A 19,103-nucleotide genomic window follows, 5' to 3' on the forward strand; every position below is an offset into this window, starting at 1 on the left:
TTCGCGCGGGTCCAAGGTTCCTCGCTAGGGAATTTGATACGCCATCAAGATGGTATTTTGGCAATCATAGACATAATGAACTTTGCCGCCGGGGTGGAGGCGCACCCAATCTTCCAATTCTTTGATTCGATCCGGGTTGGCAATGATCGTTTCACCGTGAATCGCGCGTAACGAATCGATCGGATCAGAATGGTTGATGATCGGCCTGTGTTGGCTGAGAAAGTCAGTGGATGCGTGACTCCCATAAAAAAATTGACCGTCGCTAAGCAAATACACCGAAGACTCGCTCTCGAGGGTCTTCACGTATGACCCCAGATAAGATGCAAAGCGACCCGCCAGGTTTCCTCCAAAACGACACTGGCCCGCAAAATCGCCAAAATAAGTCCATGCGTTGAGGATGAGCAAGCCGAGAAGGACTATCGATATAGAGAACGCGTACGCTTGCTTTGAATTTTGCCACCCTATCCCAAATACCGCGAGAATCTGATCCAGTCCAATCGCGCACATGACCAACGCCGCGGGAAACGCCATCAACATTCGGTATGAATCCGCGGAAGGGGGAATGGCAAATAAACCCACAGCCAAGGTTGCGCCCCAGAAATATCCGTTCAGGAGAAGGTATTCGCGCGAACGAGCGCGTAATAAGGAGACAGCCAAGCCGATTAAAAACAACACAGATGAAACGACGGTTAGCATGGGCGCCGGGGAGCCATAAAAATCGAACGCCGGGTAATAAATAAGCGACAGAAAGGCGTGAACCACGCGCCCAAAGAGAATGGTCGCCGCCGATTGTCCCGTGCTTTGGATGGTGATATCCAGCCAGCCCGATTGAAAGGTTCCATTCTGCGCCAGCCGATTCAGAAATTCGTTCGTATTGCGTGAAATGTAAACCGCTTCCGGCAGGATCGCGATCAAGAAGCCGCCCCAAAAAGCGAGCGCGACTCGATAGATCGTTTTGAACCACGCTCGGTAAAAAATGAGGGCGAGCAACATGTAGACCAGCACAAGCGCAATCATGACCTGCGCCGTCAAATAGACTGAAAAATGGATCGCCACCAGAATGCCGCTCAACGCGGTCCGCCAAGCCTGGCGTTTTTCGAGCCCGCTTAAGAGGAAATATAATTCAAGCGGCACAAGCCAGGTGCCATGAATATACGCCACAGACGCAATACGGCTGAAATTGATATGCGTATGCGATATCGCCAACAGAATAGACGCGATCAACGCAATTCTGGGTCCGCCGACCTGGCGGGCAAACAGATATAACGCGGGAACGGCTATCACGCCTCCGATCGCAGGCGCCAGCCGCAATGCAAAGGAATTTGCGCCAAACGACCTGAGCGCGATGTTGATGACTTGCAGATAGAGAGCGCCAAAATTTTCCCATAAAGCGAACGGGTTGGATAACCTTCCCACAGCCGTAGATTGGGCGGCAAGCCCAACCAACCCTTCATCGCCATCCAGGACTCGCGGAACCTGCCCAAGATTGTAAAAACGCGCGGCGACAGCAACGGCCGTTACGGCAAGCGCCAACAAAATCTCGATGCGGTTTTCTCGTATTTTTTCCTTGATGGTCCCCACAGACACACCCCCATTCGCAAACCCGAACAGGTAACCGATCACCCCCATGACCCAAATGGACATGATAGGCAGGTAATTCCTCTGAGAAAGAGTCGCGCCGTATGCCGCCAGCGCGGAAAGCGTTATTGCAAACAAGCGCCAGAATACTTGATCGCGAAACAGAGGATGAGTTGAAATCTTTTGCAAAAACCCTGTGGGTTGAAGTGTCAATCCCACCAGGAACAAGATTGCGCCCGCTAGAGCCAGGCCCGTAAACGGTGGAAAAACAACAAGATCATTGACAGGCTGTGACGCGATCAGGATTTGACTCAGGAGGAGAAGCGCGAACCCTATAAAGGCAATGAATCGGCGCGCCTTCAAAACATCCCCATCCATCCCCGATTGTTGATCTGTCATGGCAACTCCGCGTGATCGATAATTTGCAGAACGGTACAGTCCGATGGCGCTTCACAACTTACGCAGACGTTGTGATCGACATACTCCTATTTCATTTTTGATTCGCCGGCGCGCATGGATATCGGGATTATACCGAAAAAAAACACGCTTTCCAGCCAAACATAAAAAAATTGCAAAGCCGAAAATGAGAGTTTGTTTATTTTTTGATTGAATTCATCACAGAAATACAATACAATCGGGCGCAAGTTAGGGAGTAGCCATGACGCTGGTTTGATCCGAGCGGAAACATTGCCGCCAGACTCAACCCATAAACGTCATCGGCTGGTCGTCAAGACGGAACGAACGTTCCCGGCCAGCCGTACGTGCAGAATCCGCACTACTGGCGAGACTATCCACATTCAAGACTGTGGAGTCTCGCTTTTTGTTTTCCACGGTCGGCTATCAGGAGAATGCACAATGGACGGAACGATATGGCTCTGGGTCGGGTTTAATCTCTTCGTCTTGGCGTTGCTCGCCATCGACTTGGGGATCTTTCACAGGAAATCACATGCGGTCTCGGTCAAAGAAGCGGCGATCTGGAGCGTCGTGTGGATCAGCCTGTCGCTATTGTTCAACCTGGGGATCTATTTCTTTTGGCAAACGATTTCACCCACCAGCTCGTACACAAACAGCGAAGCCGCGTTGGCTTTCCTCGCGGGGTATCTGATCGAAAAATCCCTCAGTGTTGATAACATCTTTGTGTTTGTGGTGTTATTTTCCTTTTTTGCAGTCCCCGCCGCGTACCAGCACCGCGTTCTCTTCTGGGGCATCATCGGCGCGCTCATTATGCGCGGCACGTTAATTGCCATCGGCGCGGCTCTGCTTCATGAATTCCATTGGATCATCTACGTATTCGGCGCGTTTCTCATCTACACCGGCTTCCGCATGGCATCGCACAAGGAAACCGAATTGATCCCGGATCAGAATTTTGTGATCAAACTCTTCCGACGGATATTCCCTGTTGCCGACGCTTACGAAGGCGATAAATTTTTCATCCGCCGCGCGGGAAAACTCTTCGCAACGCCGCTTTTCATTGTGCTATTAGTCGTCGAAAGCACAGACTTGATCTTCGCCGTAGACTCCATCCCCGCCATCTTTGCGGTGACCGACAACGCCTTCATCGTATATACCTCGAACGTGTTCGCCATCCTCGGACTGCGGTCGCTCTACTTTCTGCTTGCGGGCGTCGTGGACAAATTCTACTACCTCAAGCTTGGGCTTTCGGTTGTGCTGGTCTTCGTCGGCGCCAAAATGCTCATCGTGGACTTTTACAAGATCCCCATCGGTCTCTCCCTCGGGGTGATCGCAACCATCCTCACAACTTCCATTGTGGCTTCGTTGATCCGCTCGCGGCGCATGGAAAAACTGGAAGCGTCCACAAGTCAATCGTAACAGCAGGTCACGAAAACAGGTTCTTGGCGCGGTTTGCGCTACGTCAGTCGCGCTGTCGCCTTCCCTTCACGGTACTGGAAACCAACGCGCTCCGTTCACAACGAACGGAGCGCGTTTGTTTTGGCGCTGCGCCTGCCATCTCGCGTTATACACTGAGCGACTCTCTAAAATCGTAAATCTCATCTTTCACTCCCCATTTCTTATTGCAGTTTCCACATTCGAGATATTCTTTCTTATCCACAAGCGGGTGATGTCCGCAACTGGGGCATTTGAAGTAGTATCTCACATCGCTTGGCAGATCAGCCAATCTCAAATCTCCAGTCTTCAATTGAGCCTTCACAAACACCGAAGGCGTCATTTGAATCCACGCGCCTGTCCATTGCAGAATTGAATCGAAAAAGACCAGGATGCTCGCGGGAATGATTCGCTTCAACACACCCATACGGAAGTGAGAAAGGGTCAGCATCTTCTCGATGGCAAAACCCAACCCGGTCAACCATTGACGAATTGCCTGCGGATGAAAATCGAAATTCAATTTCACGAACTCAACAGGCTCCAGCGTGAACGGATTCCATGTTTGCCTGCCAAGCCAATACCGCAAAATGGCTTTCAAATTATGTTTATTCGCAAATTCCAAAATGAAAACACCGTTTGCGCCCAATACATTCCTCACCTGACCCAACGCCTTCGGCGCGTCCGCCATGTGATGCAAAACGCGGATCATGGTCGCCGCGTCGAACAAGCCATCCACGAACGGGAGGCGATACACATCCGCCGCGACGTAAATGTATTTGTCCGAGTTGCCGAGCCGCTGTTGCGCCTGCTCTAGTTGAGTGCGCGAATAATCGAGGAGCACAACGCGGTCGAAGCCGAGATAGCGCGGCGTGTTGCGGCCCGCGCCAGCCCCAAGTTCGAGGAGGAGGCGTCCGCGTGGAGGGAGGAGTCGCTTGAGGGCAATGGCTTCCGCGCGGTCTTCGTATTCGCGTCCGCCCTTATCCCAAAAGGAGGATTGGTAGTCGGAGCCTTCATAATCACAGACGGGAGGAGTGTTTGGCATGTAGTTAGTTAGTTGGTTAGTTGGTTAGTTAGTTAGTTAGTTAGTTAGTTAGTTAGTTAGTTGGTTGGTTGGTTAGTTGGTTGGTTGGTTAGTTAGTTGGTTAGTTAGTTGGTTGGTTGGTTGGTTGGTTAGTTAGTTAGTTGGTTAGTTAGTTAGTTGGTTGGTTGGTTGGTTAGTTGGTTGGTTGGTTGGTCTTGTAGTTAAGAACAAAGTCGGGTAGCGGGGCATATTGTACCCGACTACCCGACGAATATCTTTGATCAAGAAACGTAGTAACGACTTCAGTCGTTATGCTAAAAAGCGAATAAAGCCGTCACTACGCTTTCGCAATGAATGGATCATGCGCGTCCGTTGTTGTTGAATGGGCGACCGATGGCGCGGTAGGTAAAACCCATCTCGTGCATGCGGGCAGGATCGTAGATATTGCGCCCATCGTAAATCACCGGCGATTTGAGCAGGCTTTTGACTTTCTCTAGATCGAGTTGTTTGAATTCATTCCACGGCGTGACGACAACGAGCGCGTCGCATCCCTTCGCCATTTCGTACACATCGGAAACAATTTCGACAGCGGGCATGTGCGGCGCGGCGGATTCGCGCGCCACCGGGTCATACGCGCGGACTTTCGCTCCCGCGGCGATCAGTTCATTGGAAATATCCACAGACGGCGCGTCGCGCATATCGTCCGTGTTTTCTTTGAACGCTAAACCGAGCATGCCTACGGTTTTGCCTTTCAGGTTGCCCCCCAGTAATTTTTCCACTTGTTTGGGCACATCGCGCCGACGATCGTAGTTGACATCCACCACATCGTTGAGGATGCGCGGGTTGAGTCCTTTTTGCTTCGCCATGAACGCGAGCGCTTGCACATCTTTGGGGAAGCACGAACCGCCCCAACCCAGACCGGCGTCGAGGAAGTAACGCCCGATGCGAGCATCGTACCCCATGCCAGCCGCCACTTCTTTTACATCGGCGCCGTAGGCTTCACACACGTCCGCGAGTTCATTGATGAAAGAAATCTTCGCGGCGAGGAAAGCGTTGCTGGCGTATTTGATCATTTCCGCGGTGCGCAAGTCGGTGATGACGATAGGGGCGCGCAACGGCAAATGCAACTGCGCCACTTTATTCGCGGCGTCTTTATCGAGCGAGCCGATCACGTTGCGGTGCGGCGCCATAAAGTCGGCGATGGCTGAACCCTCGCGTAGAAACTCGGGGCAAGACACCACGGCAAAGTCGATCGGCTTGGGCTGGGCAGATTTCACAATATCGGCGACCCAGTCCCCCGTCCCGATGGGAACCGTGGATTTGTTGATCACGATCAGCGGGGCAGTCATGTGTTGGGCAAGCGAACGAGCGGCGACTTCTACATATTGCAAATCCGCCGCGCCATCCACGCCTTCAGGAGTCCCGACGGCGATGAAGGCAAACTCCGCGCCTTTCAACGCATCGGCATACGAGGTGGTGAAGGTCAAACGTCCCGCCTTCACGTTGCGCTTGACGAGTTCCTCCAGCCCGGGTTCGTAGATCGGCATGATGCCCTTGTTGAGATTCTCGATGCGTTTCGCGTCCACATCCAACGCGATCACGCGGTTGCCCAGGTCGGCGAAACAGGCTCCGGTGACCAGCCCCACATAGCCAACGCCGACGACACAAATTTGTTTCATGGTTTACCTCTTGGTTTGAATTGATTTCGAAATGGTTGTTTGGCTTTCAAACAACACGGTTTTGGGCGGCGAACTTTTACAATCCCATCCATGACCCGAAACCGCCCGATTTGTTACTTTTCAGGACTTACGCAGTTGGCGGGCAGTTGTACTGCCGCCGCCGCAGTGCAACTACGGCGCAACAGGTTCAACTGCGTAAGTCCTAACTTTTAAAAGATCAATTTCCTCGGACGGCGTTTATTCTTCTTTTTCCCCAACACATTGCGCACTTCAGCCAAAAAGCCTTCCACATTCAAAGGCTTCGTAAAGTAGCCGTCGCAACCCGCCTGCATGGCGCGGAAACGATCGCGCGGCAGGGTGTGCGCGGTGAGCGCGTAAATGGGAATATCTTGTGTGGCAGGGTCCGCCTTGATTCGTTCCGCCGCGTTCCAACCGTCCATCTCGGGCAGGCTCAAATCCATCAGGATCAAGTCGGGCTTTTGCAATCGCGCCGCGTCCACGCCATCGCGCCCGGTCACAGCCTGAAAAGCGTCATAGCCGCCGTGCTCCAGAATCACGCGGATGAGTTCGTAATTATCCATGTTGTCTTCGACGACCAAAATCTTCTTTTTGTCCATGCCCGGCAAATATACCCCGTCTTGCCGCTTCGGGCAATGACGTATAATCGCAAACATGAAAATCCTCTTCGTGGTAGACGCGCGCTCGCCCATTGCGCTGAATTGGATTCGCCATTTCGTCGAGCGCGGCGATGAGGTTTATATCGCCTCCACATTTCCCGCAACGTTGGATTTGCCCATCAAGCGGATGGAGACCATCCCCGTCGCCTTTAGCGGGCTCAAGAAAGCGACTCAGCGCCCCGGCGCCGCCTCAGCCCGGACCTTGGGCTTGCGCACAGTCATTCGGCAATGGCTCGGTCCGCTGACGATTCGTCGCGCGGCAAAACAGCTCCGCGCGTTCATAGACGAGGCGCGACCCGATCTCATCCACGCCATGCGTATTCCCTATGAGGGGATGGTTGCCGCATATGCAATCGGCGGCCGAGGAGTCCCGCATGATCTTCGCGGAGCGCATCAAGATCACAGGTTAATCGTCTCCACCTGGGGCAACGATTTCACCTTGCACGGGCCCTCCTCCCCGCTCATGCGCTATTACACGCGCCGCACAATGCAACGCGCAGACGCAATTCATTCCGATTGTCACCGTGATATTCGGCTGGCGGTCAAATGGCGTTTCGATTCATCGAAATCTACGTTTGTCGCGCCAGGCAACGGCGGTATCCACACAGATCTGTTTTATCCACCAGTGAAACCCGTCGAAGAACCAATCATCCTGAACCCGCGCGGGTTTCGTCCTTACGTGCGGAACGACATGTTCTTCAGGGCTATCCCTCTTGTACTGGCAACACACCCAAACGCGAAATTTATTTGCACCGGTATGGCGGGAGAAGAAGAAGCAATTCGGAGGATGAGAGAATTGGGAATCGAGAACTCAGTGAGACTGCTCGGTCTGATACCATCAAACCAAATCGCCGATGTGTATCGCCGCGCGCCGATACTGGTCTCACCCTCCATTCACGACGGCACGCCGAACACCCTGCTCGAAGGCATGGCATGCGGATGCTTCCCCGTCGCTGGCGATCTCGAATCCATCCGCGAATGGATCACGCCGAATGAAAACGGGTTGCTATGCGACTCTAATGATCCGCAATCCATTGCATCGGCGCTGATCGAAGCCATCGAAAACAAAGCCTTGCGCGAAAAGTCCGCAAGTTTGAATCGCGAGATCATTTCCACGCGGGCGGAATACGGGAATACTATGCGGAGGGCAGAGGGTTTTTATAGAGGAGTAATTGGCAATTAACCCGTCGACGTTATGCGCTTGCCTGACGATCAAAAGAAAGTAAGCTCTTATCTCTGAACTGCTCAGTGGTCACATTGCACAAGCCGCGCTATTTTCCAATTACATAGCGCGGCTTGTGTTTTGGTCTTTACTCGTAACAATTTGCCTCTTCCAGTTTTTCGCGAGTCGGGAGTACAATCCAGCCAGTCGAAAATTATATATAATGTATAATCCGAAGGAGCGCGAATGACAGGCTTCACTCCAGGACGACGCTGGCAACCCGCCTATTCCCCATTCCAAAAAGAGACGTTCGGTGAGCGTGCCTTGCGCGTGATCGAATACAGCGTGAAGGGTCCGCTGTTTGGGTGCCGCATGTGCGGAAATTGTTTGCTCGCCGAAACCGCGCTGATCTGCCCGATGGAATGCCCGAAAGGTTTGCGAAACGGTCCGTGCGGCGGCTCGACATCGGAGACGTGTTACGTTGACCCAAGCCGCCCGTGCATCTGGTACAAAATTTACGAACGCTCGTTTGAATGGGGGCGCGAAGATTTGTTGCTCGAAGTTCTGCCGCCGCTCGATTGGGAAAAAGTGGGGAAAGATTCGTGGGGCGCAATTTTCAAAAACGCATGGAACATCGGCGCGAAAAAAATATTTACAGGATTGCTTTCTGTTGAAACGCGCGCGCAAACTGTTGATGGGATTTTCCGTCCTGTGCGACAGCCCGCATGGTGGAAGGGCGATTCGGAGTATCATGCGCCCGCGTACGACGGAAACGCTTCTTCTCTTCAGGGACGGCTGGTCGCAGGCGATTTTGTCGTCACCGCCGAGATAACGCCTCCCCTCTCCTCTTCGACCGATAAACTAATCCGCAACATCGAGATGGTGAAGTCACTGGTTACTGCGGTGAATTTTACAGACAATCAAGGCGCGACGCCGCGCATGTCGTCGTGGGCGTGCAGTCAAGTGGCGATGAATCAGGGAGCCGAGCCTGTCCTGCAAATGTCTGCGCGCAACCGCTCGCGTGGAAGCGTGCAAAGCGAAATCATCGGCGCGACTGCGTTGGGCGTGCGAAATGTCTTGTGCGTAACAGGCGACAGCGCGAAGATGTCGCCTTCACCGCGTGACAATATGCAGATCAACGATCTGGATGCGATTCAAATGCTGTGGGTCTTGCGCCGAATGCGCGACGAAGGGAAATTTCTCGACGGGCGCGAGATCAAGAATCCGCCGCTGTTCTTTTTAGGCGCGGCGGCCTCACCGTTTTCATCGAACGTCAAGTTTCAGGCATTGCGTGAGCAGAAGAAGGTCAATGCAGGTGCGCAGTTCTTCCAAACGAATCTGATCTTCGATGTGAACGGCATGGAACGGTGGCTGAACGAATTGGCAAAAAGAGACGTGCTGGATAAAGTTTTTATTCTGGCTGGAGTCACTCCGATCAAGAGTTTGAAGATGGCACAGAAACTGGCGGAAGTCCCTGGGGTGTATTTGCCCAAAGATGTATTGCATCGCATCGAAGTTGCAGACCAAGCGGGCAATGCGCAAGAGGAGGGAATTCAGATCGCATTGGAGATCATTGGCAAAATACGCGGCTACGAGAAGCAGGGCATACACGGAATCCATTTGATGCCTGTGGGGTGGGATGAGGTGATTCCGAGGATCGTTTTGGAGGCGGGGTTGGGCCGTCGGGCTGATGCTTCGACGAACTCAGCACAAGCGCCCTTGCCTCAATTCGTGGAAGTCCGCTCAAGCGGACTCGGCGTGCCAGTTGTATAGAAACTATTGATGAATGCAGGTTCAGCCACAGAGTTGCAGAGATACTGAGAAAAACAATTAAGGTCGCCGCGGCAATTGCTGTAAAGTCACACGCGACATATTGTAGGTTAACAATTAAACCGTGCAATACAACATAACCCACAGACCCCGAAGGGGTCAAATGATTATAGGATTGCAGGATGTATCATATTCAACCCCGAAGGGGTGTCAGAGGCGGAATATTTATGTCATCTGTCGCCACGGCGCCACGCGACGCCTTCGGGATTTGGAAACCCATTCTGCCGTTTTTAGAATCCTGTCATCCCTTCGGGATTAGATTTATGGCAACAATCCATATCGTGTTTATTGCTAGATTTATTGGTTAATTTGCAAAATGTCGCGTTACGTTGGAGGAATACAATGCACACTATTTTGAAAAGTAATTCCAAAACTGTGACTATCGGTCACGATAAGCCGTTTGTCATTATTGGCGAGAAGATCAACCCGACGGGAATCAAGAAGTTGGGACAGGCTTTGGTAGACCAGAATTTCGAATATGTTCAACATCTCGCAAAGCGACAGGTCGCTTGGGGCGCGGATGTGTTGGATGTAAACGTTGGGCATCCGCAGATTGATGAAGCGGCGATCATGCCGAAGGTAGTGGAGGCGATATTGGCGGTGGCGGATGTTCCATTGTGCATTGACTCAAATGAGCCGAAGATTCTCGAAGCGGGATTGAAAGTCACGCCTGGGAAGCCGTTAGTGAACTCGGTCAATGGCGAAGATAAACAATTGGCAACAGTCCTGCCCATTGTCAAAGATCGAGGCGCGGCGGTGATCGGGATGGCGATCGGTAACGAGGGCATCCCACCCACCGCGGAGGGGCGTCTCGCGGCGGCGGGGAAGATCATCGAGCGCGCGGCGAAGATGGGAATCCCTGCGGAGGACATCATCATTGATCCGCTGGTGATGACGGTTGGGCATAACAGCCAGGCGGGTCTGGTCACATTGAAGGCAATTGAATTGATCGTGAAAGAATACGGCGTGAATATCAGTCTCGGCGCGAGCAATGTGTCGTTTGGTCTGCCTGACCGTCACGCGGTGAATAGCGCGTTCCTTGCATTGGCGATTCAGGCAGGCGTGACCACGTCTATTACGGACCCAATCAAGTTGGGGAATTCGATCAAGGCGATTGATTTGCTTCTCGGCAAGGATGCGAATTCGATGCGGTATTTGAAGTATTTTAGGGCGACGGAGAAGTTGAGGGAGGAGGAGGGGAAGAAGTAATTGGTAATTGAGGGAGGAGAATTGGAGGATTAGAGAATTGAGAGATTGGAGATTAGAGATTAGAGACTGGAGATTAGAGATTGGAGATTGATAAATCTCGGTGGTTGAGTAGCGACGAACGGAGTGAGGAGCGTATCGAAACCACCGCGCTGCGAAATAATTTTGGTTACAAGATTACTCTTGATTCCTGCTGGTTTCGATACGGGCTTCGCTTCACTCCGCCCTACTCAACCAGCGAAATTGACTTTGAATTAATTTTCAGTTCATTCCCAACTTTTTCAACAACATCATCCTCAAGCCCGAAGAAACTCCAAAAGGTGACTTGGGGTTGAGTCGCTTCGAGTTGGATTGAGATGGCGGGTTCTTTATGACTGTAATAGCGTGAACGCCAGCCGCGCGTGGAGTTGGGGTCGGCGCGGACGATTGAGAGTTTGCCGTTTCCGTCGAGCATTCCCATTTGAATCTTAATTCTGGAGTCGGACGGCTTGCCGTCCGTTTTTGTTTGAAGTAACAATCCATGTGCAGGAGCAAGCTCCTGTACTTCAAAATCGGCGAGCAACCAGTGAAGCGCGTAATGATGTGTTTCATTTGCAGTGAGTTGATCAATCACAAGCCAGCGATCACCTTCGAGCGCCATCACCGTTCGCTTGTGAGATACAGGTTTATAACCATCATGCTCGCCCTGCCAGAGATTCTTATCGTGCCTGAGAACTTTTCCCTTTGACCAATTCGTCCACGTGAAGCGGCTGACCATTGTCATTTGGTCTTTACCATCAACACTGATGGTGTTGTGGACATTCGTGTGCGCGAGTCCGTTGCGCCAGACGCCTTGTCCGCTGTAGAGGTAGGTGCCTGCGTCAATGGCGATGTTGTATCCGCGAATCCATAAGTCAACGTGGAGTTGATCGGCATGGGAGGGACGGGAGGTGAAGTCCGTGCAGTGGAGGAGGGCGTGGGAGTTGGAGGAGCGGAGGAGGTAAACTCCCCCATCGGGGAACGACTCACCGCTAAGCACGCGAAGTTCGCTAAGATTCTTTCTTCTTTCTTCTTTCTTCTGTTTTTCGCCCTCACCCCTAACCCCTCTCCCGCGGGGAGAAGGGGATTCTGCGCCACATAACCAAAATATATCTTCATCCCATGGACCAGGATCGAAGAGGAATTCTTCTTTGGTGATGTACCATCCCAGTTGCAACAGCGGACGGTAGTCGGTAAAGTCACAGTTGTTCAACGGCAAAACGAGCGCGCCGTCGTTGGAGCCGTAGGTGGGCATTTCGCCTGTTTCGGGGTTGATGAGGTGGGAGAGGTAAGTAATGGAGTTGGCGACCGATTCTTTGAGTTCAGTGGAAAGTGGAAAGTGGGTGAGTTCTCCGAGTTGAATGGCATACAAGTAAATATGAAGGATGAAACGATGGTAGTTGAGGGAGTACATCGAGTAAGCGCCATCGAGGAAAATCTGTTCGGCGGCGGATTGCTCGAGGAGGTTTCGTCCGAGGGTGAGATATTTTTCGGCGTGTTTGAGTTCAGGGAAGAGCAGGCCGACCATCCACAAGCCGAAGGCTTCGCTGATGGTGTGGTTACTGCGCGTGGAGATGGCGTAGCTGATGTTTTTATAGATACGGTTCGTTTGCGCGGCAATTAGCAAAATGAATTTTGCTTTACGGTCGGGAGTGGAGGAAGGAGAATTGGAGAATTGGAAGTAACCGAACGTCCACGCCATGAGGCGGAGGGCGATCTCTTGTCCATCCATCCAGTTGGGTCCTGTGTTGGGAGGGTTGTGTTGCGCCCAGTCTTCGATGAGAGTCCAGAAGGCTTCGGGGTATTTTTCGTCGTGCGTTGCCACATAAGCACGGACGAGGGTGTAGACGAAGGCGAAGCGATTGGGTTCCCAGATGAATTTGATGTCAGCAGAGGAATCGTCGGAGATTTGTGACCAATGTTTCGCCATGTCATTCTGAGGGAGCGTTTGTTGCGACCGAAGAATCTCTGACTGTGAGAGGAGAGACCCTTCGCTTTCGCTCAGGGTGACATAATCGCGGTGCCAATTGGGAGGAGATCCAGTTTTGATGAATTGGTGGGAGAAGTATTTTATTTCGCCGTTGAGGATGCGATCTGCTTCGGCGCTGGCGGTTTGTGGATTCCAAGAAATATTTTCTGGCAAGCGTCGCGCTTCGACGGCGTGACGAGAAGGGCGTTCGCCACTCCGCTCACCGAGGAGGTGTACATAATCACTCCATTCACCCATCGGCATCTGCAAGCGGATGAGTCCCGTGCGGAGACGAAAGGCGTAGGCGACGCGAAAGGCTGACCAGCGAGGACCAAGCTCACGGTAGAGAGAAGCGAGTGTTCGGAGTTTCTTCAACATTTTGGGGGGAGATAAAAGTCAAAGGGCGAAAGAGGCATGTAGAAAGGAAATCCAAAAAATTAATCGGGTTTTGTCAGCGCAATCAGCGTTTATCAGCGTCCAAATTTAATTGCTTAGCATGTCGAGAGAGGATAATCCAAATGAGCGGAAGTCCGATGATGATCAATGGCGGGGCGAGGCGGCTTCCCGATGACCATTCGAATGACAGCACGCCCGCGAGAAGTGTGAGCATGAGATACAACGTGCTGACGATGTGATGCGGATACCCGCCGATGACGAGTCGTTGGTAGAGATGCGTGCGATGCGCGGCGAGGACGTTTTCGCGTTTGAGCGCGCGGCGGATGAACGTGACGCCCGCGTCCATGATGAACGTCCACATCAGGAGCGTGCCGAGCATGAGCGCGTCACCGCCCTGATCGGCGGAGAGCAAGGGCAGAACCGCAAAGGTATAACCGAGAAATGTGCTGGCAACGTCGCCCATGAAAATTTTCGCGGGATGCCAATTGTGCGCGAGAAAACCCAAACTGCTCGCGGCGATGGCAAGCGCGACCGCAAACACAAACGCGTTGCGCATGTTCGACGCGAGCATCATCCAACCCAGCCCGCTCGCAAACGCGACGCCGCCCGCGATGCCGTCAATGCCGTCCATGAAATTATAGGCGTTGACGAGTCCGATGATCCACAAAAACGTGATGATGACTCCGACGACACCCAAATGCAACTCGCCGAACAACGGGATGGTGACCGTTTTGAAATATCCCAGCCCATAGATCGAGACCGCCGCGACGAGTCCCTGCACGGCAAAGCGAATCTTTGGTGACAATGACGAAACATCGTCGCGCCAGCCCAGCCATGCGATGACGACTCCGCAGACGAGATAGATCAACGCGTGATTGAGTTCCGCTTCTTTCATTGACCATAAGCCTGCTCCCGCTACGAGGACGACGATCGCCACCCCTCCGCCGCGCGGCGTGGGCATGGAATGTGAACTCCGCGCGTTGGGATGGTCGAGGATCTGCCGCCGCTCCGCGTAACGGCGGATGAGATGGACGAGGAAGTAGGAGAGGATGGCTAAGATGGAGAATGCGATGAGGGAGGACATTGAGGATGATTGTAATGGAGAATTGGGGAATTGATTCGCTTCAATAGGCTGTTGTCTCTCCCTTACCCCGCCCGATGAGTATTTCAAGCTACTCAGCCGCCTAGTTCAACTCAACCCCTATCCCCTCCTCCAAACGCCAGCGGACTGAACCCGAAAGCGGCGGTATAATTTTCACAGATGAAACTGCCAAACGCCGCCCGCGCCGTTGTTGAAATCGAGAAATTGCGGGATTATTGCTTGAGCGCCAGTCATCCTCGCGGGAAACATAAAGCCCGCGTCTTTGCCACATCGCTCGGCATAACATCAGATGACGTAGAAGAACTCCGCGACGCAATTCTGTCCGCAATTGTTTCTGAAGATGCGACACCAACCGAGAGAGATGAGTACGGTCAACGTTATGTGGTAGACTTTACGATGTCAAGACAAGAAGGGCAGGCAACTGTCCGCACGGCATGGATAATCCGCACCAATGAAGATTTTCCACGGCTTACAAGTTGCTATGTCTTGTAGGAGTACGAAATGAAAAACAAAGTTAAATTACTTGATGTGGTTGCATTGACCGATGATCTCCCCGAACACGAGCTAAAACGCGGGCAGGTTGGGACGGTGGTTGAAATCCTCGCGCTTGATGCCTTTGAGGTTGAATTTGTTGATAAAGAAGGGCAGACCTATGCAGAGCTCGCAGTCAAGGCAGATAAGTTGCTGGTTCTGCACTACGAGCCAGAATTCGCCTGAGAACTCAAAACTCAGAGAGTAAAATCTCTGAGTTTTTATTTTCTCAACTCATTTTCTATTCCCTCCTCAAACGCCAGCGGACTAAACCCAAAATCCGTCTGTGCTTCGGCATAACTGAAATCTTTGTTCTCGTTCAGCCGCAGGACTTGTTCTGCTTTGATGGGGAATGGAATTCGCATCCGCTCGAAGAGACTTAGCATAGCAACGACAGGCTTCGAAGGGATGTGGAGTTTCCACACTCGCTTGTTCATCGCTTTAGCAATCGTATCAATGACTTCGTTGTACGCCAGCGGATGTTTCCCTGCGATGTTGTAACTTTTGCCAATCGTCTTGTCGTTTGATATGCAACTTACCACCGCTTGCGCGACATCGTCCACGAAGATGGGTTGTTGCAGAGATTTTCCATCGCCGAAAACAGGAATAATTGGAGAGACTCGTATAAAGCGAATCAGTCGCCACATATTTCGGTCGCGTGGACTGCCGTAGATCATCGTCGGGCGCAGGATGGTGTACTGTAGCCCGCTCGTTTCGATGGCAAGTTCCGCCGCCACGCGGACTTTCTTGCTCTTGGCATTCAACTGCGTGAAGATGGCAGTCGTGCTGATGAAGACCGCGCGTTTGATGCCTGCGTCTTTCGCGGCGCGGATAATCGAGTCCGCGTGACCGAAGCCGAGCGAGGCGATGTTGACGAGGGCGTCGGTCCCCTGCATGGCAGAGGTCAAAGCTTGGGTATCGGATAAATCTCCCAATGCCCATTCAATTTTGGGATCGGAAAGAGTCGAACGATCGCTGGAGGCGCGGTGAAGACAGCGGACTTCGTATCCGTTTTTGAGGAGAAGATGGACGACGCGTGAGCCAGTGAAGCCCGTCGCGCCTGTGACAAATAGTTTCATAATCATCTTTTGCCACAGAGACACAGAGAACGCAGAGAAAATCTATTAAAAAAATCTCTGTGGCTCAGTGTCTCCGTGGCTAATTCTTTTGCACTAACTTTTCGAGCAATTCCAATGTCTCATTCAGCTTATCACGTCGATCAAGATGCTTGACCAAATACTCGCGGGCGTTTTGTCCCATTTGTTGGACAATATCCACATTCTTTGAAAGATCGAGGATCGTTTCGGCAAGTGTTTCATCGTCATTCGGCTGGACGAAGACTCCGCCATACGACGATTCGATTAATTCGCGCGTGATTCCATCAATGACGAGCACAGTGGCGCGTCCCGCCGCCATGTAGTCGAAGACTTTGTTCGGGTATGTGGTGCGGAACATGGGAATATCCTGCAAGATGGCGAGACACACATCCGCAGAGGCGACGACACGCGGCATGTCCTTTTTGGGGCGGACGCCTGCAAAGGTGACGTTTGTGAGTTTCATCCGTTTCGCTTCGTTTTGCAGGCGTGGGCGTTCTTTGCCATCACCAAAGAGGACAAAATGAATTTTGTCGTACGGCTTCAAGCGTTCCGCCGCGCGGAGGATGGTGTCAATGTCGTTCGCCTGTCCCAATGCGCCTGCGTACAACACGATGAATTTATCCTGCAACCCCAGATCGGCGCGGATAGATGAGCCATCCACTCGCGGATTGAACATATCCACGTCTGTGCCGTAGGGGATGAAAGTGATCTTCTTTTCAGGCACGCCTTTGCCGATCATGTACTCTTTGTACGCGGGAGAGTTCACCAAAATATGGGCTGCACGCGCGTACAAGAATTTCTCCAGCCGACGTCCCAGCGCAATGACAATCGGATTCTTCAACACGCCCATGCTCACGCCGAATTCGGGCCACAGGTCGCGGACTTCGAGCAGGAACGGCTTGCGACGAATCCATGCTACGAACCACGCGGAAACGGCTTGAAAGATCGGCGGCGTGGTGCCTAGAACCAAGTCCACATCGTTTACCCGAAAAGAAGTCCACACCGAACTGAACATGAAACTGAAAAACGAAATCACGCGCCAAAAATAACTGCGATGCAGAGCGGGATAAATATACGCGCGTAAAACCCGCACACCGTCAATGATCTGCTCGGCGAAAACTCCTTTGCGTTCAACAGTCCGCTTACCCGTTTGATAGTTCAAATCGCTGGCAACGATGACCAGCTCGTGTCCGCGCGATTGCAAAAATTTTGCCAACTCGAAATGACGCGTGTGTCCTGGCTCATCGGGCGAGACGAAGGCTTGGTTGATCAGCAGTATCTTCATTGGGAGCGATTATAAATTATTTGCGTACCGAGGCGACGAACTGCCGAAGAACAACGAATCAACTTGAACTGGCAAAATGCGGCGTGAATAGAGGATGATCAAAATCTATAATACTCAGCACATCCATCAAGCATATTATCGTTTATAATGACCACGCAGGAGAAATTCCCCTGACAACATATATAAATTCGAAAGGAATATCTTATGAGTTTTTTCAGCAAAATCCTAAGCAAGTTGGGTATCGGTAAGAAAGAGGAAGAGCCCGCAAAAAGCGCCGCCGCCGCGGTTGCGCCCAAACCCGCTCCTGCCGCGAAACCTGTTACCACGCCCGCCTTCAGACCGCGCGAAATGGAAAAGGACGACGCGGTCCTGCGAGGTCCCGCGGCTGTCGCGCCGAAAGCCATCTCTGAGGTGGATGTGGTTGCGAAACTTGAGGGTCTCGCTCAGGCAAACCCCGCCAAACTCAATTGGAAAACCTCGATCGTGGACTTGCTCAAACTCCTCGACCTCGAATCCAGTTTCGATGCTCGCAAGGAACTCGCCACCGAACTCGGTTGCCCCGCCGATCTGATGGGCGACTCAGCCAAGATGAACACCTGGCTTCACAAGGAAGTCCTCAAGAAGATCGCCGCAAACGGCGGCAATATTCCGAAGGAATTGCTCGACTAAAAGAGTCGGATCGACTAACAGCGCAGACGGATATATAACGTCTGCGCTGTTTTTGTTTGCGGACGCGGCGCTTCGCCTCCTCCTTGCGGCTGGGTCGCCACTGGCGAATCAGCCCTCCCGTCGGGCTGACTCGGGCAAGTCATCCCATAAACATTCTTGCAAAGAATCCAGTTTGAGAGTCTTTGAGAGTCCAGCGGGATAGAATTACCCTTGCGAAAGGAAAGCAATCATGGAAATTCCAAGACACTGGAGACTCAAGAAACAACGCTACGGGCTGGTCGGCGAGGTGTGCCCGCATTGCGATTACAAAATTTTCCCCCCGCGCGACGTGTGCCCGAACTGCGGCGACGAAGCCAAAGACCTGTACACCTTCAGCGGCAAAGGCGAGGTGTATTCATTCACCACCGTGTACGAAGCCCCCGCAGGCTATGACGCCAACGCGCCTTACACTGTTGCGTTGGTAAAGTTGGATGAGGGCCCCATGATCACCGCGCAGTTAACAGACGTTGACAACAACGCCGTCGAGATCGGCATGCCCGTCGAAATGGTGACGCGCAAAATGCGCAACGACGGCGATGAACGAGGTTTAATCGTGTATGGGTATAAATTTCGCCCCGCCTGGAATATGCCGCAGGGCTAAGGTTCTCCAAACCTGCATCTTGATCGAGAATCTTTTGTAAATCCAAGCGAATCACAACGTTTAGTTCTCGATTTCTGTTGATCGTCACCTCCTCAACCAAGGTATCTACGACCTTTTTCTTGAGTAAGAATACTCTATGTCGCTCCTCTTCAGTTTGAGGAGCGGCTTCTTTTAACTCTACAACACCTACCTGTAAATCCGCCAAGTACTCCTCAAATTTTTCTTCCCAGTTATTGAGCGCATTGATATTTATCGTCTGACCTAATGCAGACAGGTCGCGCTTATAACTTATCTCCTGCAAGGTCAAAGTCGCCAATTGTTGTTCCATATCGTTGTTTGTGAACCTTCCTTCTCTTGCTTGGGTAATCACCCATTGCCGGTTGTGATTGATCCTCTGA

At 52.2% G+C, this 19,103-nt stretch carries 17 protein-coding genes; 8 read left to right on the top strand and 9 right to left on the bottom strand.

All coding sequences use genetic code 11. The features are described from left to right. Positions 1-24: 24 nt before the first annotated feature. On the bottom strand, positions 25-1,977 hold the full coding sequence (locus AC16KF_RS17085; RefSeq protein WP_484038564.1) for a glycosyltransferase family 39 protein: 1,953 nt from the start codon (positions 1,975-1,977) through the stop codon (positions 25-27). 456 nt (positions 1,978-2,433) lie between these two features. On the opposite strand from AC16KF_RS17085, the gene AC16KF_RS17090 reads away from it, so the two are divergent. Beyond that, complete coding sequence (locus tag AC16KF_RS17090) at positions 2,434-3,408, top strand: TerC family protein (RefSeq protein ID WP_484038565.1); 975 nt, start codon at positions 2,434-2,436, stop codon at positions 3,406-3,408. Positions 3,409-3,553: 145 nt separating this feature from the next. On the opposite strand, the gene AC16KF_RS17095 is transcribed toward AC16KF_RS17090, so the two are convergent. The 3 genes from AC16KF_RS17095 to AC16KF_RS17105 all read right to left on the bottom strand — a co-directional run bounded on the left by AC16KF_RS17095 (position 3,554) and on the right by AC16KF_RS17105 (position 6,797). After that, entirely contained in the window at positions 3,554-4,465 is a 912-nt protein-coding gene (locus AC16KF_RS17095) for a class I SAM-dependent methyltransferase (protein ID WP_484038566.1), read from the bottom strand. Between the two features lie 338 nt (positions 4,466-4,803). Then, positions 4,804-6,123 (bottom strand): UDP-glucose dehydrogenase family protein, encoded by a 1,320-nt coding sequence (locus AC16KF_RS17100; RefSeq protein ID WP_484038567.1) that lies wholly within the window; start codon positions 6,121-6,123, stop codon positions 4,804-4,806. A gap of 209 nt (positions 6,124-6,332) precedes the next feature. Beyond that, entirely contained in the window at positions 6,333-6,797 is a 465-nt protein-coding gene (locus tag AC16KF_RS17105; RefSeq protein ID WP_484038568.1) for a response regulator, read from the bottom strand. On the opposite strand from AC16KF_RS17105, the gene AC16KF_RS17110 reads away from it, so the two are divergent. From AC16KF_RS17110 to AC16KF_RS17120, 3 genes are all read left to right on the top strand, one after another. Continuing rightward, complete coding sequence (locus AC16KF_RS17110; protein WP_484038569.1) at positions 6,796-7,983, top strand: glycosyltransferase family 4 protein; 1,188 nt, start codon at positions 6,796-6,798, stop codon at positions 7,981-7,983. The two genes, AC16KF_RS17105 and AC16KF_RS17110, sit on opposite strands and share 2 nt — an antisense overlap. Positions 7,984-8,208: 225 nt before the next feature. After that, positions 8,209-9,735, top strand: coding sequence for a methylenetetrahydrofolate reductase C-terminal domain-containing protein (locus tag AC16KF_RS17115; protein ID WP_484038570.1), 1,527 nt, complete (start codon positions 8,209-8,211; stop codon positions 9,733-9,735). Between the two features lie 399 nt (positions 9,736-10,134). After that, complete coding sequence (locus AC16KF_RS17120; RefSeq protein WP_484038571.1) at positions 10,135-11,001, top strand: dihydropteroate synthase; 867 nt, start codon at positions 10,135-10,137, stop codon at positions 10,999-11,001. Between the two features lie 223 nt (positions 11,002-11,224). Here AC16KF_RS17120 and AC16KF_RS17125 read toward each other — a convergent pair whose 3' ends face one another. The 3 genes from AC16KF_RS17125 to AC16KF_RS17135 form a co-directional block, all read right to left on the bottom strand. Beyond that, positions 11,225-12,946, bottom strand: coding sequence for an alginate lyase family protein (locus tag AC16KF_RS17125; RefSeq protein ID WP_484038572.1), 1,722 nt, complete (start codon positions 12,944-12,946; stop codon positions 11,225-11,227). A 140-nt stretch (positions 12,947-13,086) separates the two neighbouring features. Next, the gene (locus tag AC16KF_RS17130; RefSeq protein ID WP_484038573.1) at positions 13,087-13,224 is read right to left on the bottom strand and encodes a hypothetical protein; all 138 of its coding nucleotides are present in this window, start codon (positions 13,222-13,224) and stop codon (positions 13,087-13,089) included. 221 nt (positions 13,225-13,445) lie between these two features. Continuing rightward, entirely contained in the window at positions 13,446-14,465 is a 1,020-nt protein-coding gene (locus tag AC16KF_RS17135) for a glycosyltransferase family 4 protein (RefSeq protein ID WP_484038574.1), read from the bottom strand. Positions 14,466-14,642: 177 nt separating this feature from the next. On the opposite strand from AC16KF_RS17135, the gene AC16KF_RS17140 reads away from it, so the two are divergent. Both AC16KF_RS17140 and AC16KF_RS17145 read left to right on the top strand, forming a co-directional pair. Next, complete coding sequence (locus AC16KF_RS17140) at positions 14,643-14,975, top strand: DUF6883 domain-containing protein (RefSeq protein WP_484038575.1); 333 nt, start codon at positions 14,643-14,645, stop codon at positions 14,973-14,975. A gap of 9 nt (positions 14,976-14,984) precedes the next feature. Next, entirely contained in the window at positions 14,985-15,200 is a 216-nt protein-coding gene (locus AC16KF_RS17145) for a DUF4926 domain-containing protein (RefSeq protein WP_484038576.1), read from the top strand. A gap of 35 nt (positions 15,201-15,235) precedes the next feature. On the opposite strand, the gene AC16KF_RS17150 is transcribed toward AC16KF_RS17145, so the two are convergent. Beyond that, positions 15,236-16,093 (bottom strand): NAD-dependent epimerase/dehydratase family protein, encoded by an 858-nt coding sequence (locus tag AC16KF_RS17150; protein ID WP_484038577.1) that lies wholly within the window; start codon positions 16,091-16,093, stop codon positions 15,236-15,238. A gap of 79 nt (positions 16,094-16,172) precedes the next feature. Continuing rightward, on the bottom strand, positions 16,173-17,396 hold the full coding sequence (locus AC16KF_RS17155) for a glycosyltransferase family 4 protein (protein WP_484038578.1): 1,224 nt from the start codon (positions 17,394-17,396) through the stop codon (positions 16,173-16,175). A gap of 204 nt (positions 17,397-17,600) precedes the next feature. Between AC16KF_RS17155 and AC16KF_RS17160 the strand changes: the two genes are divergently transcribed. Both AC16KF_RS17160 and AC16KF_RS17165 read left to right on the top strand, forming a co-directional pair. Further along, positions 17,601-18,065: a DUF3597 domain-containing protein gene (locus AC16KF_RS17160; protein WP_484038579.1), complete on the top strand. Its 465-nt coding sequence runs from the start codon at positions 17,601-17,603 to the stop codon at positions 18,063-18,065. A 229-nt stretch (positions 18,066-18,294) separates the two neighbouring features. After that, positions 18,295-18,705, top strand: coding sequence for a Zn-ribbon domain-containing OB-fold protein (locus AC16KF_RS17165; RefSeq protein WP_484038580.1), 411 nt, complete (start codon positions 18,295-18,297; stop codon positions 18,703-18,705). The last annotated feature ends 398 nt before the right edge of the window (positions 18,706-19,103 follow it).

This window comes from Candidatus Defluviilinea gracilis (assembly GCF_057138825.1).

Excerpts from the sequence above, each read along its gene's own strand:
- AC16KF_RS17130 (WP_484038573.1), bottom strand. The coding sequence starts at position 13,224 with ATGTACACCTCCTCGGTGAGCGGAGTGGCGAACGCCCTTCTCGTCACG.
- AC16KF_RS17155 (WP_484038578.1), bottom strand. The coding sequence starts at position 17,396 with ATGAAGATACTGCTGATCAACCAAGCCTTCGTCTCGCCCGATGAGCCA.
- AC16KF_RS17120 (WP_484038571.1), top strand. The coding sequence starts at position 10,135 with ATGCACACTATTTTGAAAAGTAATTCCAAAACTGTGACTATCGGTCAC.
- AC16KF_RS17165 (WP_484038580.1), top strand. The coding sequence starts at position 18,295 with ATGGAAATTCCAAGACACTGGAGACTCAAGAAACAACGCTACGGGCTG.
- AC16KF_RS17140 (WP_484038575.1), top strand. The coding sequence starts at position 14,643 with ATGAAACTGCCAAACGCCGCCCGCGCCGTTGTTGAAATCGAGAAATTG.
- AC16KF_RS17105 (WP_484038568.1), bottom strand. The coding sequence starts at position 6,797 with ATGTTTGCGATTATACGTCATTGCCCGAAGCGGCAAGACGGGGTATAT.
- AC16KF_RS17150 (WP_484038577.1), bottom strand. The coding sequence starts at position 16,093 with ATGAAACTATTTGTCACAGGCGCGACGGGCTTCACTGGCTCACGCGTC.
- AC16KF_RS17095 (WP_484038566.1), bottom strand. The coding sequence starts at position 4,465 with ATGCCAAACACTCCTCCCGTCTGTGATTATGAAGGCTCCGACTACCAA.
- AC16KF_RS17100 (WP_484038567.1), bottom strand. The coding sequence starts at position 6,123 with ATGAAACAAATTTGTGTCGTCGGCGTTGGCTATGTGGGGCTGGTCACC.
- AC16KF_RS17125 (WP_484038572.1), bottom strand. The coding sequence starts at position 12,946 with ATGGCGAAACATTGGTCACAAATCTCCGACGATTCCTCTGCTGACATC.
- AC16KF_RS17090 (WP_484038565.1), top strand. The coding sequence starts at position 2,434 with ATGGACGGAACGATATGGCTCTGGGTCGGGTTTAATCTCTTCGTCTTG.
- AC16KF_RS17135 (WP_484038574.1), bottom strand. The coding sequence starts at position 14,465 with ATGTCCTCCCTCATCGCATTCTCCATCTTAGCCATCCTCTCCTACTTC.
- AC16KF_RS17110 (WP_484038569.1), top strand. The coding sequence starts at position 6,796 with ATGAAAATCCTCTTCGTGGTAGACGCGCGCTCGCCCATTGCGCTGAAT.
- AC16KF_RS17145 (WP_484038576.1), top strand. The coding sequence starts at position 14,985 with ATGAAAAACAAAGTTAAATTACTTGATGTGGTTGCATTGACCGATGAT.
- AC16KF_RS17085 (WP_484038564.1), bottom strand. The coding sequence starts at position 1,977 with ATGACAGATCAACAATCGGGGATGGATGGGGATGTTTTGAAGGCGCGC.
- AC16KF_RS17115 (WP_484038570.1), top strand. The coding sequence starts at position 8,209 with ATGACAGGCTTCACTCCAGGACGACGCTGGCAACCCGCCTATTCCCCA.
- AC16KF_RS17160 (WP_484038579.1), top strand. The coding sequence starts at position 17,601 with ATGAGTTTTTTCAGCAAAATCCTAAGCAAGTTGGGTATCGGTAAGAAA.